Genomic DNA, 23,287 nt, shown 5'->3' with positions numbered 1-23,287 from the left:
CCCCTCCGGCACAGGGTCACCGCGTCCCGGCACCGGATGTCACGGCCGGTCCAGGCGCAGCCGCTCCGACCTCGGCAGGCCGGCGACGACCAGGTCGTACGAGTCCTCGACCAGCTCTTTCACGAGGCGGTCGGGGAGTGCCGCGTCGGCCGTCACGGTGTTCCAGTGGCGTTTGTTCATGTGCCAGCCCGGCACGATCAGCCCCTCGTGCTCGCCGCGCAGCCGGATCGCGTCCTCGGGGTCGCACTTGAGGTTGACCGTCAGGGGCCGCGCGTCCAGGTTCGTCAGGGCGAACATCTTGCCCAGCACCTTGAAGACCGAGATCTCCGGGCTGAACGGGAAGTCCTCCACGGCCGCGCCGAAGGACAGGCAGAAGGCGCGCAGCTCCTGGGGGGTCATCCGGTCCGGCCCTCCCCGGCGACGGCCACGGGGAGCGGCTCCACCAGGACCGTGACGATCTTGTTCCGGCGTCCGGCCGCGGCCTCCGCCGTAAGCTGGAGCCGGCGCCCGTCGGGCAGGTCGACCTCGGCGGACGCGCCGGCGATGGGCACCCGGCCGAGCGCCTTGGCGAGCAGCCCGCCGACGGTCTCCACGTCCTCGTCGTCGTACTCGTCCAGGCCGTACAGCTCGCCGAGGTCGGTGATGTCCAGACGGGCGGTGACCCGGAAGCGGTCGTCGCCGAGGTCCTCGACCGGCGGGAGTTCCCGGTCGTACTCGTCGGTGATCTCGCCGACGATCTCCTCCAGGATGTCCTCGATGGTGACGATCCCGGCGGTGCCGCCGTACTCGTCGATGACGACGGCGACGTGGTTGCGTTCCTTCTGCATCTCGCGCAGCAGGTCGCCGGCGTTCTTGGTGTCGGGCACGAAGACGGCCGGACGCATGGCCGTGGACACCAGGTCGCCCTCCGCGTCCCGGCTGATGTGCGTCTTGCGGACCAGGTCCTTCAGATACACGATCCCGACGATGTCGTCCTCGCTCTCCCCGGTGACCGGGATCCGGGAGAACCCGGAGCGCAGGGCGAGGGTGAGGGCCTGCCGGATGGTCTTGTACCGCTCGATCACCACGAGGTCGGTGCGCGGCACCATCACCTCGCGGACCAGGGTGTCGCCCAGCTCGAAGACCGAGTGCACCATGCGGCGCTCCTCGTCCTCGATCAGCGACTCCTTCTCGGCGAGGTCGACCAGCGCGCGCAGCTCCGCCTCGGAGGCGAAGGGGCCGCGCCGGAAGCCCCGGCCGGGGGTCAGCGCGTTGCCGATGAGGATCAGCAGCGAGGGGATCGGGCCCATCACGCGGGCGAGCGGCAGCAGCACGTAGGCCGCCGCGGTCGCCGTGTTCAGCGGATGCTGCCGGCCGATGGTGCGCGGGGAGACGCCGACGGCGACGTACGACACGAGCACCATCACGCCGATGGCGACGAGCAGCGCCTGCCAGGTGGCCGTGAACTCCTTGAGGCAGGCGTAGGTCACCAGGGCCGCCGCCGCCATCTCGCAGGCGACACGGACCAGCAGGGCAAGGTTGAGGTAGCGGGTGGGGTCGGCGGCGAGCTGGGCGAGCTTGGCGCTGCCCCGGCGGCCGGACTTGACGGCCTCCTCGGCGCGGAAGCTGGAGACCCGCGCCAGGCCCGCCTCGGCGCAGGCGGCGAGCCAGGCGACGACGACCAGCGCGATCGCGCCGACCACGATCTGCACGGACATGGGCGGCTACGAGACGGTCGGCGCCGGGGAGGGGCCGGTCAGGCCGTGCTCGGCCCGCCACCCGTCCACGATGGCGGCCTGGAGCCCGAACATCTCGGCCTTCTCGTCGGGCTCCTCGTGGTCGTAGCCGAGCAGGTGCAGCACACCGTGGACGGTGAGCAGGTGCAGCTCCTCGTCCATGGTGTGCTGCGTCGGCGCTTCCGCGCCCTGCCGGGCGGCGACCTCCGGGCACAGCACGATGTCGCCGAGCAGCCCCTGCGGCGGCTCCTCGTCGTCCTTGGACGGCGGGCGCAGCTCGTCCATCGGGAAGGACATGACATCGGTCGGACCCGGCAGGTCCATCCACTGGATGTGGAGCTGCTCCATGGCGTCGGCGTCCACGACGATCACCGAGAGTTCGGAGAGCGGGTGGATGCGCATCCGCGCGAGCGCGTAGCGGGCGACGTCGAGGATCGCCTGCTCGTCGACCTCGGTACCGGACTCGTTGTTGACGTCGATCGACATGGTCGTGCTGGTCTACTTCCCCTGGGGAGCCTTGGCGCCGGTCCTGCCACGGCCGCCCTTGTGCGTGCCGTTCTCCGTGCCGTGCTTGCTGTCGTACTCCTCGTACGCGTCGACGATACGGCCCACCAGCTTGTGCCGGACGACGTCCTGGGACGACAGCCGGGAGAAATGGACGTCGTCGACCCCTTCGAGGATCTCCTGCACCTGCCGCAGACCCGACTTCTGCCCGTTGGGCAGGTCGACCTGCGTCACGTCACCCGTGATCACGATCTTCGACTCGAAACCGAGGCGGGTGAGGAACATCTTCATCTGTTCGGGGCTCGTGTTCTGGGCCTCGTCCAGGATGATGAAGGCGTCGTTGAGCGTGCGTCCACGCATGTACGCGAGCGGCGCGACCTCGATCGTCCCGGCGGCCATGAGCCGCGGGATGGAGTCCGGGTCGAGCATGTCGTGCAGCGCGTCGTACAGCGGGCGCAGATAGGGGTCGATCTTCTCGTAGAGCGTGCCCGGCAGGAACCCGAGCCGCTCCCCCGCCTCGACCGCGGGCCGGGTCAGGATGATCCGGTTGACCTGCTTGGACTGGAGGGCCTGGACGGCCTTGGCCATGGCCAGGTAGGTCTTGCCGGTGCCGGCGGGGCCGATGCCGAAGACGATCGTGTGCTTGTCGATGGCGTCGACGTAGCGCTTCTGGTTGAGGGTCTTGGGGCGGATCGTGCGACCGCGCGAGGACAGGATGTTCTGCGTGAGCACCTCTGCCGGGGTCTCCGGCCCGTCGCTCGTCCCGTTCTCGCTCGCCTTGAGCATGGCGATCGAGCGTTCCACTGCGTCCTCCGTCATCGGCTGCCCGGTGCGGAGCACCAGCATCATCTCGTCGAACACGCGCGCGATCAGGGCCACGTCGACCGGGTCGCCCGCCGCGCTGATCTCATTGCCCCGGACGTGGATGTCGGCCGCCGGGAAGGCCCTCTCGATCACCCGCAGGAGGGCGTCGCCGGAGCCCAGCACGGTCACCATGGGGTGCTGTGCGGGGACGGTGAACCGGGCTCTCGCCTGCTCCTGCGCGGGGGTGTGAGCTGTGGGTGTCTCTGTCATGGGCCGGCGCTGAAGGCCTGCGCTTCCTCCTCGTCACGGCCGCGCTGCTGTGGGCGGCCTCGCGCTACCAAGCGTACGACGCGGGACTGACAACACCGAAGGTCTTTTCCCACAACTGCGCACCCGCACCGGGGCCGCGGACCCGCGGCGGGTCAGCCGGAGCGCCGGAACCCGATGGTCGGCACCGCCCGGCGCAGCGGCCACGGCCGGTCCAGCTCCCACGGCACCAGCCCGTCGAGGAACGCGTACCGCCGCAGCGCCTTCGGCTCCTGTCCCGGCAGGGACTGCACCCGGCGCCACCACGCCCCGATCTCCGACCAGCCCGGCGCCGACAGCGACCCCCCGAACTCCTGCACCGACAGCGCCGCGGTGAGCCCCGCGAAGGCCAGCCGGTCGGCCAGCGGCCAGCCCGCCAGCGACCCCGTCACGAACCCGGCGACGAACACGTCCCCGGCCCCCGTCGGATCGAGCGCCTCCACCGCGATGGCCGGCACCTCCGCCGTCTCGCCCGTACGCCGGTCCACCGCGTACGCCCCCTGCGCCCCCAGCGTCACCACGGCCACCGGCACCCGCTCGGTCAGGGCGCGCGCGGCGGCCCGCGGACAGTCCGCCCCCGTGTACCGCATGGCCTCCTCCGCGTTGGGCAGGAACGCCTCGCAGTGCTCCAGGTCGGCCAGCCCGGCCAGGTCCCACGCGCCCGTCTCGTCCCAGCCGACGTCGGCGAAGATCCGGGTGCCCTTCCGCGCGGCCTGCGCGATCCACGGGGCCCGCGCGGAGGGCGTGAGGGAGGCGACGGCCGCGCGCGCGGGGGGCGGGCAGTGGGGCGCCGGCTCCTCGGGCGGCGGCTCGTGCCCGTGGGAGACCATGGTCCGCTCCCCCTCGTACGCCATGGAGACGGTCACCGGGGAGTGCCAGCCGGGCACGGTCCGCGAGGCCGAGAGGTCGATGCCCTCGCCCCGGGCGAGCACGTCCCAGCAGTAGTCGCCGTAGTGGTCGTCACCGAAGGCCGCGGCGAGGGAGGTGCGCAGGCCGAGCCGGGCCAGGGCGGCGGCCATGTTGGCGACCCCGCCGGGGCTGGACCCCATGCCCCGGGCCCAGGACTCGGTGCCGCGCACGGGCGCCGAGTCCAGGCCGGTGAAGACGATGTCGAGGAAGACCGTGCCGGTGAGGTACACGTCCCAGGGCGGGTCCCCCGGGGCGCGCAGCGCGGCGAGCGGATCGACCTGGTCCTGGCCGCGCGCTGCCTGCGTGAGGTGTTCCGGTTCCTCTCCGGTGGCCGTGTGCAACGGGGTCACGGTGCGCTCCCTGACGGTGGTGCGGTTCTGGCCAGTGTGCACCAGGCCACCCTCCGGGACGCCGCACGCCCCTGGTCACCAGCGGGGCATCACCGGGGGCCGCCAGTGCGGCTCGGCCACCCGCATCGCCGCCGCGTCGTCGCGGTCCCGGTACCCGCCGTCGTCCGCGGCCCAGCGCCGGTGCAGCCGGGCCAGCTCGTCGCGGTCCAGCTCCACGCCGAGGCCGGGGGCGTCGCCCACCGCGATCCGGCCGCCCTCGAGGACGAGCCGCTCGGTGAGGACGTCCTCGGACTGCCAGGGGTAGTGGGAGTCGCACGCGTGGTGCAGGCCGGGGACCGTGGACGCCACCTGGGTCATCGCGGCGAGGCTGATGCCCAGATGCGTGTTGGAGTGCATGGACACCCCGACCCCGAAGGCGGCGCAGATCGCGGCGAGGTGCTGGGTGTTGCGCAGCCCGCCCCAGTAGTGGTGGTCGGAGAGGACGACCTGCACGGCGTGCCGCTCGAACGCCTCCCTGATCTCGCCGAAGGTCGTCACGCACATGTTGGTCGCGAGGGGGACGTCCGTGCCCGCGGCCACGGCGGCCATCCCGGGGGTGCCCAGCGTCGGGTCCTCCAGGTACTCCAGGACGTCCCCGAGTTCCGCCGCCACCTTCAGCGAGGTCGCCACCGACCAGGCGCCGTTGGGGTCCAGGCGCAGCGGACGCCCGGGGAAGGCCTCGGCGAGGGCGCGTACGGCGGCGGTCTCCTCCTCGGGCGGGAGGACGCCGCCCTTGAGCTTGAAGGAGCCGAAGCCGTGCAGCTCCCGCAGCCGGCGCGCCTGTGCCACCACCCCGGCCGGGTCCAGGGCGGGGCCCCACTCGTCGGGTTCGGCGGGGACGCCCGCCGGGTGGGCGGCCCACTTGTAGAAGAGGTAGGCGCTGTACTCGACGGCGTCCCGGACCCTGCCGCCGAGCAGCGCGTGCACGGGCAGGCCGAGCGCCCTGCCCTGGGCGTCGAGGCAGGCGACCTCGAAGGCGGAGAGCACGGACAGCCGCAGCTTGTCGGCGCTCTGCACGCCGCGAAGCCCGCCGGCGTCCGCCTGGCCCTCGACCCGGGAGGCGTCCACGGCGAGGTCGATCCCGAACAGGCCGTTCACATCCATGACCGAGCGTCCGGTGAGCCGCCCGGCCAGCGGCCGTGCCAGTTCGAGGTACTTGGTGTCGCCGTAGGTCTCGCCGAGCCCGGTGATCCCGTCGGCGGTCACGACCTCCACGATCAGCCGGGGGGTGTACGGCTGGTGCACCCCCTGGGTGTTGAGCAGCGGCGGGTCGGCGACCAGGATCGGCGTCAGCCGCACCTCGGTGATGGTCAGGTCACGGGTCACAGGGAGGCTCCCACGAGGTCGAGTCCGGTGGCGAGGAGGGCCTTCAGGGCGGCGAGATCGGCGGGCGCGGGGTCGGTGAGCGGGGCGCGTACGGGACCGACGCGCCGTCCGCGCAGCCGGGCCGCCGCCTTCACCAGGGACACGGCGTATCCGGGTGCGCGGTCGCGGAGTTCGACGAAGGGGACGTAGAAGGCGCGCAGCAGCGCGTCGACGGTGCCGTGGTCCTCCTCGCGCAGCGCGGTGCGGAAGGCGCCGGCGATCTCGGGGCGAAGGCGTGGACGGCGGAGGAGTAGGCGGGGACACCGACGGCCGCGTAGGCGCGGGCCTGGATCTCGGCGGTGGCGGCGCCGTTGAAGAAGAGGAAGCCGTCGGGGACGGCGAGGGTGAGGCGCTGGAGGCGGTCGAGGTCGCTGTGCCCGTCCTTGAGGCCGATGACGTTCGGGACGCGCGCGATGCGCCGCAAGGCGTCGACGCCGTAGGCGACCTGGCCGCGCTGGTAGGCGATCAGGGGCAGCCGGGTACGGGCGGCGAGCCGCTCCAGCCGGGCGGCGAGGCCGTCCTGCGGGGCGGCGACCAGGTAGTGCGGCAGCACGAGCAGGGCGTCGGCGCCGGCCTCCTCGGCGATCCGCGCGAACCGGGCGGCCTGCGCCCAGCCGTATCCGGTGCCGGCGACGACGGGCACCCTGCCACCTGCCCGGGGGCCCTCGCCGCGGGCCGCCTCCTCGACGGCGACGGTGACGACCGTGCGGTACTCGCCCTCGTCCAGGGAGAAGAACTCGCCGGTGCCGCAGGCCGGGAAGAGGGCGCCGGGCCCGGCGGCGAGCTGGTCGGCGGCATGGGCGCGGAAGCCGTCGGGATCGAGGGTGCCGTCGTCGTGGAAGGCGGTGAGCGGGAAGGACAGCACGCCGCGCGCCATCCCCTCCCGCAGCCGCCGCGCCACGTCCTGCGGAGCCGGGTCACCGCCCACTGGACCATCTCCTCTTATGAATAGAGGTCACATATAAGAACAGAGGCTAGACGGTCGCCCTTCTGTCCGCCATCCCCGGACGGCGACGTGACCCGGATCACCCCCGGCGGAGAGGTCCCCGCCGGGAGCGGGGGGCCTACGCCACGGTGTCGCCGAACTCGTAGGCGTCGACCTCGGCGAGGTAGCGGGCCCTGCGGTCCTCGTCGTCCTCCAGGAAGGAGGCGAGGAAGGAGTTGCGGGCCAGCTCGCGCAGCCGGTCCCGGGACAGGCCCAGGACCGTGCCCACCGCCGCGAAGTTGTCGTCGGCGTACCCGCCGAAGTACGCGGGGTCGTCGGAGTTGACCGTGCACAGCAGGCCGGCGTCGAGCATGGCCGGCAGCGGATGGTCCGCCAGGGTGTCCACGGCGCGCAGCCGCACGTTGGACAGCGGGCACAGGGTGAGCGGGACGCGGTCCCGGACCAGCCGCTCGACCAGCGCCGGGTCCTCCATGCAGCGCAGGCCGTGGTCGACGCGCTCCACACCGAGCACGTCCAGGGCCTCGGTGACGTACTCGGGCGGCCCCTCCTCGCCGGCGTGCGCGACACGGCGCAGCCCGAGCGCGGCGGCGGCGTCGTACACCTCGCGGAACTTCACCGGCGGGTGCCCGACCTCGGCGGAGTCCAGGCCGACCCCGGTGATCCGGTCCAGGTACGGCCGCGCGGCCTCCAGCGTCGCCAGGGCCGACTCGGCGGACTCGTCCCGCAGGAAGCACATGATCAGCCGGGTGGAGACGCCGTGCCGCTCCTCGCTGCGGCCGAGCGCCCGCCACAGCCCCTCCACGACCGTGCCCATGGCCACCCCCCGGGCCAGGTGGGCCTGCGGGTCGAAGAAGATCTCGGCGTGCCGCACGCCCTGCGCGGCGGCACGGGCGAGGTAGGCGTCCGCCAGATCGGCGAAGTCCTGCTCGGTGCGCAGGACGGCCATCAGCTCGTAGTACAGGTTGAGGAAGGACTGGAGGTCCTCGAAGCGGTAGGCCTCACGGAGCGCTTCCGTGTCGGCGTACGGCAGCTCGACGCCGTTGCGCGCGGCCAGCGCGAACGCCAGCTCGGGCTCCAGGGTGCCTTCGATGTGGAGGTGCAGTTCTGCTTTCGGGAGGGGCATCAAAGCATCGTACGGGTGCTTTACCGCCTTTTCGGAACCGGTACGCGGAGCAGGTCGTGGGCCACGGTCAGCTCGCCCTCGAAGCCCGCCGCCCGCGCCTGCCGCTCGAACTCCTCCGGGTCGGTGTAGCGCTGGCTGAAATGGGTCAGAACCAGGTGCCGTACGCCGGCGTCGCGCGCCACCCGGGCGGCCTGACCGGCGGTCAGATGCCCGTGCTCGACGGCCAGCGGCTCGTCCTCGTCGAGGAACGTGGACTCGATGACGAGCAGGTCGCAGCCCTCAGCGAGCGCGTGGACGCCGTCGCAGAGACGTGTGTCCATGACGAACGCGAACCGCTGCCCGCGCCGCACCTCGCTGACGTCCTCCAGCGACACGTCCCCGACCCGGCCCGCGCGCTGGAGCACGCCGACGTCGGGACCCGCGACCCCGAGCGCGGCGAGCCGGTCGGGCAGCATGCGGCGCCCGTCGGGTTCGACGAGCCGGTAGCCGTAGGACTCGACGGGGTGGGAGAGCCGGCGGGCCTCCACGGTGTACGACGGGGTCACGGCGAGGACGCCGTCGGCGGCGACCGGGACCTCGGTGAGGGCGACCGTCTCCCGGTAGGCGGTCGCGTGCCGCAGGCGGTCGAAGAACACCTGGCCGGAGCGCGGGTAGTGGGCGGTGATCTCGTGCGGCACCCGGTCGAGGTTGATCCGCTGGATGACACCCGCCAGGCCCAGGGAGTGGTCGCCGTGGAAGTGCGTGACGCAGATCCGGTTCAGGTCGTGGGCGGCGACCCCGGCGCGCAGCATCTGCCGCTGGGTACCCTCGCCGGGATCGAACAGGATGCCCTCGCCGTCCCACCGCAGCAGGTAGCCGTTGTGGTTGCGGTGCCGGGTGGGGACCTGGCTGGCGGTGCCGAGGACCACCAGTTCACGGACGGACACGACGCCTATCCGGGGGGCCACTCGAGGCCACGGCCGCCGAGGACGTGGGCGTGGGCGTGCCACACGGTCTGGCCGGCGCCCGCACCGGTGTTGAAGACGGTGCGGTAGCTTTCCAGCCCCTCCCCCTCGGCCACGGCCCGGGTCTCGGCGAGGACGTCGGCCGCGATCTGCGGGGCGCCGGCGGCAAGGGCGGCGGCGTTCTCGTAGTGGGCTTTGGGGATCACCAGGACGTGGGTGGGTGCCTGGGGGTTTATGTCCCTGAACGCCAGGGTCGTCTCGGTCTCACGGACGATCGTCGCCGGGATCCCGCCCGCCACGATCTTGCAGAACAGGCAGTCGTCCTGCGGTTCGCCGGCCATGCGTGTGCCTCCTGTGATCGATACCGTGGGCATCGTAGTGGTTCGGTGACGGGTGGTCCGTGGCCGGTCGGCGCGGTCGCTCGCGCCCCTCAGGCCGGCAGGTCCGGCGGGGTCTTCGCCGGTACCGACTCCAGTGCCGCCAGCGCGAGTCCGACGGCCGCGTCCAGTTGGGCGTCCCTGCCCTCCACCCAGTCCTGCGGCCGCTGGACGACCTCCACGTCGGGGTCCACGCCGTGGTTCTCCACGTCCCAGCCGGAACCCTCCAGCCACATCGCGTACTTCGGCTGGGTGACCAGGGTGCCGTCGACCAGGTGGTAGCGGCTGTCGATACCGATGACACCGCCCCAGGTGCGGGTGCCGACGACCGGGCCGATGCCGAGCGCCTTGACGGCCGCGTTGACGATGTCGCCGTCGGAGCCGGAGAACTCGTTGGCGACGGCGACGACCGGGCCGCGGGGCGCGTCCAGGGGGTAGCTGGTGGGCCGCATCCCGCGCGCGAGGTCCCAGCCGATGACCCGGCGGGCCAGTTTCTCCACGACGAGCTGGGAGGTGTGGCCGCCGCGGTTCTCGCGGACGTCGACCACGAGGCCCTCGCGGGTGACCTCGACCCGCAGGTCGCGGTGGATCTGCGCCCAGCCGGGTGCCTGCATGTCGGGCACGTGGAGGTAGCCGAGCCGGCCGCCGGAGACGGCGTGGACGTGGGCGCGGCGGTCGGCGACCCAGGCGTGGTAGCGCAGGGGTTCCTCGTCGGCGACGGGGACGACGACCGGGTGGCGGGGTTCGCCGCCGGCGGCCGGGGAGACGGTCAGCTCGACGGGGTGGCCGGCCGTGCCCGCCAGGAGGGGGCCGGGGCCCCGCACCGGGTCGACGGGGTGCCCGGCCACGGCGATGATCGCGTCCCCGGGGCGGACGGCGACCCCGGGTGCGGCGAGCGGGGAGCGGGCGTCCGGGTCGGAGGTCTCCGCGGGCAGGATGCGGTCGATGCGCCAGGTGCCGTCCTCGTGGCGGGAGATGTCGGCACCGAGCAGACCGTGCCGGGCACCGCCGCCGGAACCACCGCCCGGGACGACGTAGGCGTGCGAGGTGCCGAGTTCGCCCTGCACCTCCCACAGCAGGTCGACGAGGTCGCTGTGGGAGGCGAGGCGGCCGAGCAGCGGGCGGTAGCGGTCGAGGACGCCGTCCCAGTCGACGCCGCCGAGGTCGGGGCGCCAGAAGTGGTCGCGCATGAGGCGGCCGGTCTCGTCGTACATCTGCCGCCACTCGGCGGCCGGGTCGACGGTCTGCCGGACGCGGGCGAGATCGACGGTGACGCTGGTGTCGCCGTCGTCGTCGGCGCCGGTACGGCGGTCGCCGGGGACGACCCGCAGGCGGCCGTCGCTCCACAGCAGCACGCGCCGGCCGTCGCCGCTGACCTCGAAGTGGTCGGCGTCGGGGGCGAGATGCTCCAGGCGGCGCTGGGCCAGGTCGTAGCGCTCCAGCTCGGTGTGCGGGTCGGGGTCCTCGGGATGGGCGCGGGCGGCACCGAGGACGCCCTGCACGGGGTGGCGCAGCCAGAGGACGCCGTCCTTGGCGGCGCGCAGCGTGGAGTAGCGGCCGGCCTCGACCGGGAAGGGCACGATCCGGTCGGCGAGCCCCTCGAGGTCGATGCGGGTGGCGGGGGTGCCCTCGCTGTCGGGGGTCTCGTCCTTGTCCGGCGTCTCGAAGGAACGGCCGTGACGCTGCGGGCCGAACGGCGAGGGTGTCGTGGCGGCCAGTGTGATCAGGTGCGGGCGGGCGCCGACCACGAACGCGAGGTCGAAGACGTGTTCGTCGTAGACCGGGTCGAAGGCGCGGTTGGAGAGGAACGCGAGGTGCCGGCCGTCGAGGGTGAAGGCGGGCGCGTAGTCCTGGAAGCGCAGCGGGGTCGCCTCGGTGACCGACAGGTCGGTGGTGTGGGCGAGGCGTAGCTGGGACAGCGGGCGGGGGCCGGGGTGGGCCCAGGCGAGCCAGGCGGAGTCGGGGGAGAAGGTGAGGCCGGAGACCTCGCCGTCGTCGCTGCGGTCGACCTCGCGGACCTCGCCGGTCTCGCGTTCGACGAGCAGCAGCCGGCCGTCGTGCGCGGCGACGGCGGCCCGGCTGCCGTCGGGCGCCACGGCCAGCTCCATGACCCGGCCGAGCTGCCCGGCGGCGAGCCGGCGGGGCGGGGCGCCGGGCACGGTGCCGGTCGCGGGGGCGAACTCCAGGGCGTCGTCGCCCTCGGCGTCCGTCACCCACACCGCCCACTCCTCGCCCGCGGCGCGGAAGGCGCGCGGCATCCGGGCGCGCACGCCGGGGGTGGCGGCGAGGGCGCGGGCGGGTCCGGAGCGGTGGGTGACCCAGTGGATGCCGCCGCGCACGCACACGGCGCTGCCGCGCGCGGTGTGGTCGGGGGACGCCTCGCCGAACCAGCGGGCGGCGTTGACCTGGCGTGGCCGCAGGTCCGTCCGGGGCCCGCCCAGCGTTACGTCCAGGCGGCGCGGCTCGGCGCCCTCCAGGTCGTCCAGAAGCCAGAGTTCACCGGCCGAGCTGTAGACGACCCGCTCGCCGTCACCGGCCGCGTGCCGGGCGTAGAAACCCCCGAGGGGGGTGTGCCGGCGCAGGTCGGAGCCGTCGGCGAGGGAGGAGTAGACGGCTCCGGTGCCCTCGTGGTCGGAGAGGAAGGCGATCCGGTCGCCGGCCCACACCGGGCACTCGATGTTCCCGGCGATGTCCGCGTGCAGTCGCACGAACCGGCCGTCGCCGTCGTGGTCGATCCACAGCTTTCCCGCCGTACCGCCCCGGTAGCGCTTCCAGTAGGCGGCCTCGCGGCCCATCGGCGCGGACAGCAGCACGGTCGCCGGCCCCGGCGCCACGTCGCCGACCGGCCCGTACGGCAGGGTCTCGGCGGGTCCGCCGTCGAGCGGGACGGCGTGCGCCCAGGTGTGCCGGGAGCTGTGCCGGCCGTGCGCGCCGAGCACGAGCACCCGCCCGTCCGCCGTCCAGCCGCGCACCTCGGTACGGTGGGCGCCCCAGTACGTCAGCCGCTCGGCGGGGCCGCCGTCGACCGGGGCGACATGCACCTCGGGGGCGCCGTCCCGGGTGGACGTCCAGGCGAGGTGTCTGCCGTCCGGGGATATCCGGGGCAGCGACACCGGCCGGTTGTCGGCGCTGACCCGCCAGGCCCGGCCGCCGTCGAGCGGCGCGAGCCAGACGTCGTCCTCGGCGACGAAGGTCACCAAGTCGCCGTGCGGATGGGGGAATCGGAGATAGGCGGCGGTCGCCGTGGTTCCCGTGGAGGCACCCTGAGTCACGCCGTCACTCTACGCAGCGCCCGGTGCGCCCCGCTGCCGGTTCCGATCACTTGCCCCGCACGGACCCGCAGGCGGCCTCGGTCCGGCACCACAGGGTCCGGGTGACGGTGACGGTCACGGCGGGCTGCGGCCGTCCCACCGTGGGCGGGCGGTACGTCGGTCCGGGCCGGGCCGCGCAGTCGCCGAGCCCGTCGACGTGGAAGACCTGTCTGCCGCCGGCCTTCGCCGTCAGGTCCCCGCGCACGCAGGCGCCGTCGACAACCTTGGTCACCTGTCCGGTGACGGCGATCTTCCGCCCGTCGCCCGTGCGGCCCTGGCAGTCGACGGAGACGACGGTGATCTCGCCCGGCCCGGATGAGGTGCCGTGCGTGCGTCCGCCACCGTCACTGCCGGTGCAGGTGAGCCAGGCGACGTCGACGTGCCGCCGTTCCAGCGCGGCGGTGGCGGTCCGGTCGGTGGTGTACGCGACGGTCATGGAGCCGAGCCCGCCCGGCCGGCACGCCACCGCGGCACCCGTGGCCAGCACGACGAGCCCCGCCACGGCCATCGCCCGCGAGCCGTTCCGCATCCGTCCCCATGCCGCCATACAGGGCAGCGTGCCACCGGCCCGGGCGGCGCGGTAGACCGCATACGGCCACTCACCCGTCCGGGGGACCGTCCCCGTCCGGCACCCGCACACGGCGGGCGCGCCGTCCCGGCCGTCGCGGTCAGCCGCGCAGCAGCAGCCACTCCTGGAGTTCGACGAGGTTGCCCTCCGGGTCCTTCAGGTAGGCCACCCGCATGCGGTCGGTCAGGGGGGCCGGGCCGTGCAGCAGCGTCGCGCCGCGGGCGGTGATCCGCGCGCAGCAGGCGTCGAGATCGTCCACCCGCAGCACGACCAGGGAGCGGTGGCCGGTCGCGGTCCCGCCCAGCTCGGCCAGGACCCCGGCCATCATGGCGCGGTCCTGGAGCGCGATGCCGGCGGAGCCGGCGTGCGGGGTGAACTTCTCGTACGGGCCCCGCTCCGCGCCGGACTGCGGGGTGAGGCCGAGCACGTCGGCGTAGAAGCGGTAGCAGGCGGCGAAGTCGGTGACGAGGAGCCGGATGTGGGCGAGTTCCACGGCGTCTCCCGGGCGGTCAGGACCAGCGGCCGGTGCGGCCCAGCAGGAGGGCCGCGGCGGCGGTGCCGGCGGTGGACGTACGCAGCACGGTGGGACCGAGGACGTACGGCCTCGCGCCCGCCTCGGCGAACAGGGCCAGCTCCTCGGGGGAGACACCGCCCTCGGGGCCGACGACCAGCACGATCTCGCCGTGGGCGGGGAGCGCGGCGGTGGCGAGGCGCTCGTCGCCGCTCTCGTGCAGGACGGCGGCGAGGTCGGCGCGGGCGAGCAGCTCGGCCACCTGTCTCGTCGTCGCCGTGTCCCCGACCTCGGGGAAGCGGACCCGGCGGGACTGCTTGCCGGCCTCCCGGGCGGTGGCCCGCCACTTGCCGAGGGCCTTCAGACCGCGGTCGCCCTTCCACTGGGTGATGCAACGGGACGCCTGCCAGGGCACGACGGCGTCGACACCGACCTCGGTCATCGTCTCCACGGCCAGTTCTCCGCGGTCGCCCTTGGGCAGGGCCTGGACGACGGTGATCCGCGGGGCGGCCGGGGGCTCCTCGTGCACCGACTCCAGGTCCGTGACCACCAGGCGGTCCTTGCCCTCGGCGGCCTTGACGACGCCCTCCGCCCAGCGCCCGCGCCCGTCGGTGAGGACCACGTCCTCGCCCGGCCGCAGCCGCTTCACGGACACGGCGTGCCGTCCCTCGGGGCCGTCGAGCACGAACTCCGGCCCGATCCGTTCGAGTTGCTCCACGACGAAGACGGGGGCGGTCATCGCGCCTCACCTCCGGTCCGCGGCAGGTCCGACAACGCTCCCCTGGCCTCGGCGAGTTCGGCCGCCAGCACCTCCACCAGCTCACCGGCCGGCAGCGCCCGGACCAGCCGGTGTCCCTGGCCCGCCCACAGCGCCATGCCCTGCGCGTCCCCGGCCTTCGCGGCGGCCTTGCGCAGGGGTGCCGTCATGTGGTGGACGTCCGGGTAGGCGGCGGGCGCGTACGGGCCGTGCTCGCGCAGGAAGCGGTTGACCAGGCCGCGGGCCGGGCGGCCGGAGAAGGCGCGGGTCAGCTCGGTGCGGGCGAACAGGGGGTTGGTCAGCGCCTGCTTGTGCAGGGCGTGCGCGCCGGACTCGGGGGTGGCGAGGAACGCGGTGCCCAACTGGGCCGCGCTCGCACCGGCCGCGAGGACTGCGGCGATCTGGCCGCCGCGCATGATGCCGCCGGCCGCCACGACCGGGACGCGGACCGTCTCGCGGATCTGCGTGACCAGCGACAGCAGTCCGATGCCGGAGCCGTCGTTCTCCGGGAGGTCCCGGTGGGTGCCCTGGTGACCGCCGGCCTCCACGCCCTGGGCGATCACCGCATCCGCGCCGGCCCGTTCGACCGCGCGGGCCTCCTCCGCGGTGGTCGCGGTGACCAGGGTGAACGTGCCCGCCCGGCGGAACCGGTCGAGCACCTCGCGGCTCGGCACGCCGAAGTGGAAGGAGACCACCGGCACCGGGTTGTCGAGCAGCACGGCGAGCTTGGCCTCGTAGCCGTCGTCCCGGCCGCTGTCCGGGTCCCCCAGCTCGGTCTCGTACCAGGCGGCCTCACCGGCCAACTGGTGGGCGTACACCTCGACGGCGCCGGACGAGGGCGCGGCGCCGGCCGGCGCGCTGATGCCGGTGGCCGCGCCGGGGTGCTCCGGCTGCGGCATGAACACGTTCACGCCGAAGGGGCGGGCCGTCAGTCCCCGCAGCCGCTTGATCTCCTGGTACATGCCGTCGGCGGTCTTGTACCCGGCGGCGAGGAACCCGAGCCCGCCGGCCTCGCAGACGGCGGCGACGAGCTGGGGCACGGAGACGCCGCCCGCCATGGGGGCCTGCACGATCGGGTGGGGGAAGAGATCGGTCAGTGCGGAGGACATGACCGCATGGTGTCACGTCCCCCGTACGGGACCGAATCCGGGTTTCCGTCGCACAGGCCGGTGGCACAAGGGGATTTGCGGGGGCCGACCCCCGCAAATCCCCGGCCACTCCCCGGCGACTCCCCGACCGGCTGCGACCGCCCCCGGCCGCCCGGCTCGGCGGCCGGCCGAAGCGTCCGTCAGCCGCCTCGGCGGCCGTCGCACGCGTCCCTCGACCGCCTCAGCGGCCGTTGAAGGCGTCCTTCAGCCGGGAGAACAGACCCTGCTGCCCCGGCTGGAACTGGCCCTGGGGGCGTTCCTCGCCGCGCAGCTTGGCCAGTTCACGCAGGAGGCGTTCCTGCTCGGGGTCGAGCTTGGTCGGGGTCATGACCTCGACGTGGACGATCAGGTCACCCCGGCCGCCGCCGCGCAGGTGGGTCACGCCCCGGTCGTGCAGCGGGATCGACTGGCCGGACTGGGTGCCGGGCCGGATGTCGACCTCCTCCATGCCGTCCAGGGTCTCCAGCGGCACCTTCGTGCCGAGGGCCGCCGCCGTCATCGGGACAGTGACCGTGCAGTGCAGGTCGTCACCGCGCCGCTGGAACATCGCGTGCGGCAGCTCGTGGATCTCGACGTACAGGTCACCGGCCGGACCGCCGCCGGGGCCGACCTCGCCCTCACCGGCGAGCTGGATCCGCGTGCCGTTGTCGACGCCGGCCGGGATCTTCACGGTGAGCGTGCGGCGCGAGCGGACACGGCCGTCGCCGGCGCACTCCGGGCAGGGGGTCGGCACCACCGTGCCGAAGCCCTGGCACTGGGGGCAGGGCCGGGAGGTCATGACCTGGCCCAGGAAGGACCGGGTGACCTGCGACACCTCGCCACGGCCGCGGCACATGTCACACGTCTGCGCCGACGTGCCCGGGGCCGCGCCCTCGCCGTTGCAGGTGTTGCAGACGACGGCGGTGTCGACCTGGATGTCCTTGGTCGTCCCGAAGGCCGCCTCGTCCAGCTCGATCTCGATGCGGATCATCGCATCCTGGCCGCGCCGTGTGCGCGAGCGCGGCCCGCGCTGCGACGCCGTACCGAAGAACGCGTCCATGATGTCGGAGAAGTTGCCGAAGCCGCCGGCGCCGAAACCGCCCGCACCGGCCCCGCCCGACTGGGAGAGCGGATCGCCGCCGAGGTCGTAGACCTGCTTCTTCTGCGGGTCCGACAACACCTCGTAGGCGGCGTTGATCTCCTTGAACCGCTCCTGGGTCTTCGGATCGGGGTTGACGTCCGGATGCAGCTCGCGAGCGAGCCTGCGGAACGCCTTCTTGATCTCATCCTGCGACGCGTCGCGGCGCACGCCGAGAACGGCGTAGTAGTCCGTGGCCACTTACGACTCCGCCAGGATCTGTCCGACGTACCGTGCCACTGCGCGTACCGCTCCCATCGTTCCCGGGTAGTCCATGCGGGTCGGTCCGACCACGCCGAGCTTGGCGACTGCCTCGCCGCCCGAACCGTAGCCCACCGACACGACGGAGGTGGAGTTGAGTCCTTCATGGGCGTTCTCGTGGCCGATGCGCACGGTCACGCCGGGGTCCTTCGCCTCGCCCAGGAGCTTGAGGAGCACGACCTGCTCCTCCAGGGCCTCCAGGACGGGCCGGATCGTGAGGGGGAAGTCGTGCCCGAAGCGGGTGAGATTGGCGGTACCGCCGATCATCAGCCGCTCCTCGTTCTCCTCGACGAGTGTCTCCAGAAGAGTGGAGAGCACTGTGGAGACCGTACCTCGGTCCTCGTGCTCGAAGGCCTCCGGCAGGTCCTCGACCAGTTTCGGCACGTCCGCGAAGCGGCGGCCCGCGACCCGGCTGTTCAGCCGCGCCCGCAGATCCGCCAGCGACGCCTCGCCGAACGGCGCCGGGCAGTCGACCATCCGCTGCTCGACCCGGCCGGTGTCCGTGATCAGCACCAGCATCACCCGCGCGGGAGCCAGCGAGAGCAGCTCCACGTGCCGGACCGTGGACCGGGTCAGCGAGGGGTACTGCACGACGGCGACCTGGCGGGTCAGTTGCGCCAGCAGCCGGACCGTGCGCGCCACGACGTCGTCGAGGTCGACGGCGCCCCCCAGGAAGTTCTGGATGGCCCGCCGCTCGGGCCCGGTCATCGGCTTGACGCCGGCGAGCTTGTCCACGAACAGCCGGTAGCCCTTGTCGGTGGGGATGCGCCCCGCGCTGGTGTGCGGCTGGGCGATGTACCCCTCGTCCTCCAGGGCCGCCATGTCGTTGCGGACGGTCGCCGGGGATACGCCGAGGCTGTGCCGCTCGGTGAGCGCCTTGGAGCCCACCGGCTCCTCGGTGCCGACGTAGTCCTGGACGATGGCGCGCAGCACCTGAAGCCTGCGTTCACTCAGCATCCGCGCGCACCTCCAGCACGTCGTCCCTCGTCCGTTCGTCCGTTCGAGCCGGCCGCCTGGCACTCCGCCCGTGCGAGTGCCAGCCTTCCCCGGCCCAGTGTACGGCCGCCGGGCATGCACCGGGCAAGGCCGGGCCCGCCGTACCGACCCGTAGCGCTAGCGTCGCCGCTATGACGGTGACTTGGGAAGACCTGGGCTGGGAACGGTTGGCCGCCGGGGTGGGGCGGTGCCGGCTGCCCGGCTGGGACTGCACCTCGGGCCTGGTACTGGGCGCGGGGACGGCGCTGGTGGTGGACGCGGGGTCGAGCCTGGCGGAGGGGGCGCGGCTGCGGTCCCGGGCCGAGGCGCTGTCCGGCGGCCGTGTGACCCATCTCGCGCTCACCCATCCCCATTTCGACCATGTCCTCGGGGCGTCAGCGTTCGCCGGCGCCGAGATGTACGCGGCCGTGGGCGTGGACGCGGTCCTGGCCCACCGGCGCGAGGAGCTGCGCCTGGACGCGCTCGGCAACGGCCTGCCGGCCGCCGACGCCGACGAGGCGGTGGACGCCCTGGTCGCGCCCGGCCATCCGGTGTCCGGCGAGCGGACCCTCGACCTGGGCGGCGGCCGGCAGGTGCTGCTGGCCGCCGTGGGCCCCGGCCACACCGCGTACGACCTCGCCGTGCTCGTCCCCGGCGCACCGAAGGTGGTGTTCTGCGGCGACCTGGTGGAGGAGTCCGGGGAGCCGCAGGCGGGGCCGGACGCGGTGCCGTCGCACTGGCCGGCCGCGCTGGACCGGCTGCTGGCGCTCGGCGGCGAGGACGCGCTGTACGTGCCGGGGCACGGAGCGGTGGTGGACGCCGCCTTCGTACGGCGTCAACGGGACGCCCTGGCCGCCCGTTTCGGCGTGAGCTGAGCCGCTCCGCCGACCGGTTCCCGGCGTGTCGTGGGCGTCGCCGTACGGCTTCTCCTATCGTCATCCGAATGCGCCAGTACTCCGTCGACCTGACCCCGCCGTGGAAGAAGCCGAAGCCCGTGCCGGAGGTGCCGGCCGAGCCGGGCCTGGTGGTCGAGGAGCCCGGCAGCGGGTTCTGCGGGGCGGTGATCCGCTGCGAGGCCGGCACGGTGACCCTGGAGGACCGTTCCGGCAAGCACCGGGTCTTCCCGCTCCAGCCGAACGGCTTCCTGCTGGAGGGCCGCGCGGTGACCCTCGTACGGCCGCCGTCGGGGCCGGTACGCCCCACCCGCACGGCGTCCGGCTCGGTCGCCGTCCCGGACGCACGCGCGCGCGTGGCCCGCGCCGGCCGCATCTACGTCGAGGGCCGGCACGACGCCGAACTGGTCGAGAAGGTGTGGGGCGACGACCTGCGCGTCGAGGGCGTGGTGGTGGAGTACCTGGGGGGCGTGGACGACCTGCCGGCGATCGTCGCCGAGTTCGCGCCGGGCCCGGACGCCCGGCTGGGCGTGCTCGTGGACCACCTGGTGCCCGGCACCAAGGAGTGGCGCATCGCACAGTCGGTGACCAGCGAGCACGCGCTCGTCGTCGGACACCCGTACATCGACGTCTGGGAGGCGGTGAAGCCGTCCGCCGTGGGCATCCCGGCCTGGCCGACGGTGCCGCACGGCCAGGACTGGAAGACGGGGGTGTGCCGGGCACTGGGCTGGCCGGAGAACACGGGCGCGGTCTGGCAGGGGATCCTGGCGCGGGTGCGGTCGTACAAGGACCTGGAGCCTGAGCTGCTGGGACGGGTCGAGGAGCTGATCGACTTCGTGACCGCGCCCGCGTGAGGGCCGTTCGAGGAGCTGATCGACCTCGTGACCGCGCCCGTGCGAGGCCGGTCCACCAGGGTCCGTGCCGGCCGCGCCCGCCGTGGGGGTCAGTCGACCAGGTCCCGCACCACCGCGTCCGCCAGCAGCCGACCGCGCAGGGTCAGCGCGGCGCGCCCCTCCTCGTACGGCCCCTCCCGCAGCAGTCCGTCGGCCAGGGCCCGGCGCGCCGCCGCGAGCCCCTGGGCCCGGAGCAGATCCAGCGGTACGCCCTCGCGCAGCCGCAGCTCCAGCAGGACGCGCTCGACCCGGCGGTCCTCGTCGGACAGCAGCTCCCGGCCCGCGCCCGGCGACCGCCCCGAGGCCAGCGCCGCCGCGTACGCGCCCGGGTGCTTCACGTTCCACCAGCGCACGCCGCCCACGTGGCTGTGCGCGCCCGGTCCGGCGCCCCACCAGTCGGCGCCCCGCCAGTACAGCTCGTTGTGCAGGCAGCGGGCCGCCGGGGAGGTGGCCCAGTTGGAGACCTCGTACCAGTCGAAGCCGGCCGCGCCCAGCATCTCCTCGGCGATCAGATAGCGGTCGGCGTGGACGTCGTCGTCCGTCATCGGGATCTCGCCCCGGCGGACCCGGCCGGCGAGCCGGGTGCCCTCCTCGACGATGAGCGCGTACGCGCTGACATGATCGGGGCCCGCGCCCAGGGCCGCCTCCAGGGAGGCCCGCCAGTCGTCGTCCGACTCCCCCGGGGTGCCGTAGATCAGGTCCAGGTTGACGTGCTCGAAGCCCGCCGCCCTGGCCTCCGCCACGCACGCCTCGGGCCGGCCGGGGGTGTGGGTGCGGTCGAGGACCCTCAGTACGTGCTGCCTGGCGCTCTGCATGCCGAAGGAGATCCGGTTGAACCCGCCCTCCCGGAGGGCGGCGAGGTACTCCGGGCCGACCGATTCCGGGTTCGCCTCCGTCGTGACCTCCGCGTCCGGCGCGAGACCGAACTCGTCGCGGACCGCGGTCAGCATCCGTACCAGGTCGCCGGCGGCGAGCAGGGTCGGCGTACCGCCGCCGACGAAGACCGTGCGGACCTCGCGCGGATCGTCGCCCAGCACCTTGCGGGCCAGCCGGATCTCGTCGGTCAGCGTCTCGGCGTAGTTGTCCCGGGAGGCGAGGACCCCGCCGGTGCCGCGCAGCTCGGTCGCGGTGTAGGTGTTGAAGTCGCAGTAGCCGCAGCGGGTCGCGCAGTACGGCACGTGGAGGTAGAAACCGAGCGGGCGCTCGCCGGCCCCGGCGAGCGCGTGCGCGGGCAGCGCACCGTCGGCGGGGACGGGCTCGCCGTCGGGAAGTGCGGAAGGCATGTCCCCCATTGTCCCGCACCCCGACGGCCACTCCGGCTGGAGCGGGCGGGGCGGGCCGGGCGTTGCGTCCGGGCGTACGAGGGTGGCCTGCCGCAGCCCGGGGTGCCGGGGTGGCGTCGGGCAGGCCGCCGCCACCGGGCGTGGGCCGGGCCGCGGGTCCGCTCCGCCGTCCCCTACTGCTCCCGCGTCCCCGCGTACATCTCGTCGATGAGGTGCCGGTACTCCCGCTCCACCACCGGCCGCTTCAGCTTCAGGCTCGGCGTGATCTCGCCGTGCTCCACGTCGAGGTCGCGGGGCAGCAGCCGGAACTTCTTGATGGTCTGCCAGCGCTGGAGCCCGCTGTTGAGCTGCCGGACGTAGCCGTCGACCATCTCCACCGTCTGCGGCGCGGCGACGATCTCCGCGTACGGCCTGCCCTCCAGGCCGTTGTCCTTCGCCCAGTCCTGGATCGCGAGTTCGTCCAGGGTGATCAGGGCGGTGCAGTAGTTCCGGTCGGCGCCGTGCACGAGGATGTTGGAGACGTACGGGCACACCGCCTTGAACTGGCCCTCGACCTCGGCCGGCGCGACGTACTTGCCGCCGGAGGTCTTGATGAGGTCCTTCTTGCGGTCGGTGATGCGCAGATAGCCGTCGGGCGAGAGTTCACCGATGTCGCCGGTGTGGAACCAGCCGTCGGACTCCAGCACCTCGGCGGTCTTCCCGGGCTGCTGGTGGTAGCCCTCCATGATGCCGGGGCCGCGCAGCAGGATCTCGCCGTCGTCGGCGATGCGCACCTCGGTGCCGGGCAGCGGCTTGCCGACCGTGCCGGTGCGGTAGGCCTCGCCGGGGTTGACGAAGGACGCGGCGGAGGTCTCCGTGAGGCCGTAGCCCTCCAGGATGTGGATGCCGGCGCCGGCGAAGAAGAAACCGATCTCCGGGGAGAGCGCGGAGGCGCCGGAGACACAGGCGCGCAGCCGGCCGCCGAAGGCCTCGCGGAGCTTGCCGTAGACGAGGGTGTCGGCGACCTTGTGCCGGGTGGCGAGGCCGAAGGGCACGGAGGCGGTGCCGGTGCGCCGGAAGTTGTCCTGGCTGGCCTTGGCGTACTCGCGGGCGACCTGGGCCGCCCACTGGAAGATCTTGTACTTCGCCGCGCCGCCCTCGCGGGCCTTGGCCGCGACGCCGTTGTACACCTTCTCGAAGATGCGCGGCACGGCCGCCATGTACGTCGGCCGCACCACCGGAAGGTTCTCGATGATCTTGTCGACGCGGCCGTCGACGGCGGTGACGTGCCCGACCTCGATCTGCCCGGAGGTGAGCACCTTGCCGAAGACGTGCGCGAGCGGCAGCCACAGGTACTGCACGTCGTCGACGGTGACCAGGCCGGTCGCCGCGATCGCCCGCGCCATGTACGCCCAGTTGTCGTGCGGCAGGCGCACGCCCTTGGGCCGGCCGGTGGTGCCGGAGGTGTAGATGAGGGTGGCGAGCTGGTCCCTGGTGATCGCGCCGACCCGCTCCTTGATGAGCTGCGGGTGCCTCTCCAGGTAGGCGTTGCCGCGCTCCTCCAGCTCGGCGAGGGTGGTCACCCAGTCGTTCGTCTCGACACCGGCCGGGTCGACGACCACGACCTTGGTCAGGGCGGGCAGCTCGGCGCGCTTCTCCACGGCCTTGGCGAGCTGGGCCGCGTCCTCGGCGATCAGCACCCGGCTCTCGGAGTCCGACAGGATGAACGCGGACTCGTCGGCGTTGGTCTGCGGGTAGACGGTGGTGGTGGCGCCGCCGGCACACATGATGCCCAGGTCGGCGAGGATCCACTCGACGCGGGTGGAGGAGGCGAGCGCCACCCGCTGCTCGGGCTGGATGCCCAGGTCGATGAGACCGGCCGCGATCGCGTGCACCCGGTCGGCCGCCTGGGCCCAGCTCAGCGACTTCCAGTCGTCGGGGCCCTGGCCGGAGGCCGGCGGTACGGGGTACCGGTAGGCCTCGGCGTCCGGTGTGGCCGCGACGCGCTCCAGGAAGAGGGCCGCCACGGACGGCGGACGGGTCTCGATCAGGGTCTGTGTGTCGCTCACGACATCCTCCGGGGGCCCGCGACGGTGCGGCGAACTGGGTGCGGCTGGATTAACTCACGGTGGGGGTTCGGGTTGCTTGTTTAACTCGCGAGTAACTATCGAGCAGGGATCAGAGTAAGGCGCGACCGGCCGCTGCGTAA

Annotated in this window: 20 protein-coding genes and 1 pseudogene; 2 read left to right on the top strand and 19 right to left on the bottom strand. The window is 73.5% G+C overall.

Annotated features, from left to right (window positions below; genetic code table 11):
• Positions 1-39 precede the first annotated feature (39 nt).
• The 17 genes and pseudogenes from D9753_RS24010 to hrcA all read right to left on the bottom strand — a co-directional run bounded on the left by D9753_RS24010 (position 40) and on the right by hrcA (position 18,012).
• On the bottom strand, positions 40-399 hold the full coding sequence (locus D9753_RS24010) for an MmcQ/YjbR family DNA-binding protein (protein WP_121788875.1): 360 nt from the start codon (positions 397-399) through the stop codon (positions 40-42).
• Entirely contained in the window at positions 396-1,697 is a 1,302-nt protein-coding gene (locus D9753_RS24005; RefSeq protein WP_121788874.1) for a hemolysin family protein, read from the bottom strand. The genes D9753_RS24010 and D9753_RS24005 overlap by 4 nt, the downstream gene beginning before the upstream one ends.
• 6 nt (positions 1,698-1,703) lie before the next feature.
• The gene (gene ybeY, locus D9753_RS24000; protein WP_121788873.1) at positions 1,704-2,201 is read right to left on the bottom strand and encodes an rRNA maturation RNase YbeY; all 498 of its coding nucleotides are present in this window, start codon (positions 2,199-2,201) and stop codon (positions 1,704-1,706) included.
• Between the two features lie 12 nt (positions 2,202-2,213).
• Positions 2,214-3,293: a PhoH family protein gene (locus tag D9753_RS23995; RefSeq protein ID WP_121788872.1), complete on the bottom strand. Its 1,080-nt coding sequence runs from the start codon at positions 3,291-3,293 to the stop codon at positions 2,214-2,216.
• A gap of 152 nt (positions 3,294-3,445) precedes the next feature.
• Entirely contained in the window at positions 3,446-4,579 is a 1,134-nt protein-coding gene (locus tag D9753_RS23990) for a carbohydrate kinase family protein (protein WP_240468488.1), read from the bottom strand.
• 84 nt (positions 4,580-4,663) lie between these two features.
• The gene (locus D9753_RS23985) at positions 4,664-5,953 is read right to left on the bottom strand and encodes a glucarate dehydratase family protein (RefSeq protein ID WP_121788871.1); all 1,290 of its coding nucleotides are present in this window, start codon (positions 5,951-5,953) and stop codon (positions 4,664-4,666) included.
• A pseudogene (locus D9753_RS23980) lies at positions 5,950-6,869 on the bottom strand (5-dehydro-4-deoxyglucarate dehydratase). Before D9753_RS23980 ends, D9753_RS23985 begins: the two are co-directional and overlap by 4 nt.
• A gap of 187 nt (positions 6,870-7,056) precedes the next feature.
• Entirely contained in the window at positions 7,057-8,061 is a 1,005-nt protein-coding gene (locus D9753_RS23975; RefSeq protein WP_121788870.1) for an adenosine deaminase, read from the bottom strand.
• 20 nt (positions 8,062-8,081) lie between these two features.
• Positions 8,082-8,987 (bottom strand): ribonuclease Z, encoded by a 906-nt coding sequence (locus tag D9753_RS23970; protein ID WP_121788869.1) that lies wholly within the window; start codon positions 8,985-8,987, stop codon positions 8,082-8,084.
• 5 nt (positions 8,988-8,992) lie between these two features.
• Positions 8,993-9,346: a histidine triad nucleotide-binding protein gene (locus D9753_RS23965; protein WP_121788868.1), complete on the bottom strand. Its 354-nt coding sequence runs from the start codon at positions 9,344-9,346 to the stop codon at positions 8,993-8,995.
• A gap of 89 nt (positions 9,347-9,435) precedes the next feature.
• Positions 9,436-12,654: a S41 family peptidase gene (locus D9753_RS23960; protein WP_121788867.1), complete on the bottom strand. Its 3,219-nt coding sequence runs from the start codon at positions 12,652-12,654 to the stop codon at positions 9,436-9,438.
• Positions 12,655-12,700: 46 nt separating this feature from the next.
• The gene (locus tag D9753_RS23955) at positions 12,701-13,240 is read right to left on the bottom strand and encodes a hypothetical protein (protein WP_240468267.1); all 540 of its coding nucleotides are present in this window, start codon (positions 13,238-13,240) and stop codon (positions 12,701-12,703) included.
• Positions 13,241-13,361: 121 nt separating this feature from the next.
• Positions 13,362-13,754 carry a VOC family protein gene (locus D9753_RS23950; protein ID WP_121788865.1) on the bottom strand — a complete coding sequence of 131 codons (393 nt, stop codon included), beginning with the start codon at positions 13,752-13,754 and terminating at the stop codon, positions 13,362-13,364.
• Positions 13,755-13,770: 16 nt separating this feature from the next.
• Entirely contained in the window at positions 13,771-14,511 is a 741-nt protein-coding gene (locus D9753_RS23945) for a 16S rRNA (uracil(1498)-N(3))-methyltransferase (protein ID WP_121788864.1), read from the bottom strand.
• A complete protein-coding gene (locus tag D9753_RS23940) occupies positions 14,508-15,638 on the bottom strand; it encodes a nitronate monooxygenase (protein ID WP_121788863.1) in 1,131 nt (376 codons plus the stop codon). Before D9753_RS23940 ends, D9753_RS23945 begins: the two co-directional genes overlap by 4 nt.
• A 220-nt stretch (positions 15,639-15,858) precedes the next feature.
• A complete protein-coding gene (gene dnaJ / locus D9753_RS23935; RefSeq protein WP_121788862.1) occupies positions 15,859-16,995 on the bottom strand; it encodes a molecular chaperone DnaJ in 1,137 nt (378 codons plus the stop codon).
• A complete protein-coding gene (gene hrcA, locus D9753_RS23930; protein WP_121788861.1) occupies positions 16,996-18,012 on the bottom strand; it encodes a heat-inducible transcriptional repressor HrcA in 1,017 nt (338 codons plus the stop codon).
• 170 nt (positions 18,013-18,182) lie between these two features.
• Between hrcA and D9753_RS23925 the strand changes: the two genes are divergently transcribed.
• Positions 18,183-18,905, top strand: a complete 723-nt coding sequence (locus D9753_RS23925) for an MBL fold metallo-hydrolase (protein ID WP_121788860.1) — start codon at positions 18,183-18,185, stop codon at positions 18,903-18,905.
• Positions 18,906-18,973: 68 nt separating this feature from the next.
• A complete protein-coding gene (locus tag D9753_RS23920; RefSeq protein ID WP_121788859.1) occupies positions 18,974-19,777 on the top strand; it encodes a DUF3097 domain-containing protein in 804 nt (267 codons plus the stop codon).
• A gap of 89 nt (positions 19,778-19,866) precedes the next feature.
• Here D9753_RS23920 and hemW read toward each other — a convergent pair whose 3' ends face one another.
• Both hemW and D9753_RS23910 read right to left on the bottom strand, forming a co-directional pair.
• Entirely contained in the window at positions 19,867-21,099 is a 1,233-nt protein-coding gene (gene hemW / locus D9753_RS23915; protein ID WP_121788858.1) for a radical SAM family heme chaperone HemW, read from the bottom strand.
• A gap of 173 nt (positions 21,100-21,272) precedes the next feature.
• On the bottom strand, positions 21,273-23,147 hold the full coding sequence (locus tag D9753_RS23910; RefSeq protein ID WP_121788857.1) for an AMP-dependent synthetase/ligase: 1,875 nt from the start codon (positions 23,145-23,147) through the stop codon (positions 21,273-21,275).
• Positions 23,148-23,287: the final 140 nt, after the last annotated feature.

Origin of the sequence: Streptomyces dangxiongensis (assembly GCF_003675325.1) — a bacterium.
GTDB classification, from domain to species: Bacteria; Actinomycetota; Actinomycetes; order Streptomycetales; family Streptomycetaceae; genus Streptomyces; species Streptomyces dangxiongensis.
Note: the sequence above shows the minus strand (reverse complement) of the source record. Positions and strands in the feature narration are given on the sequence as shown.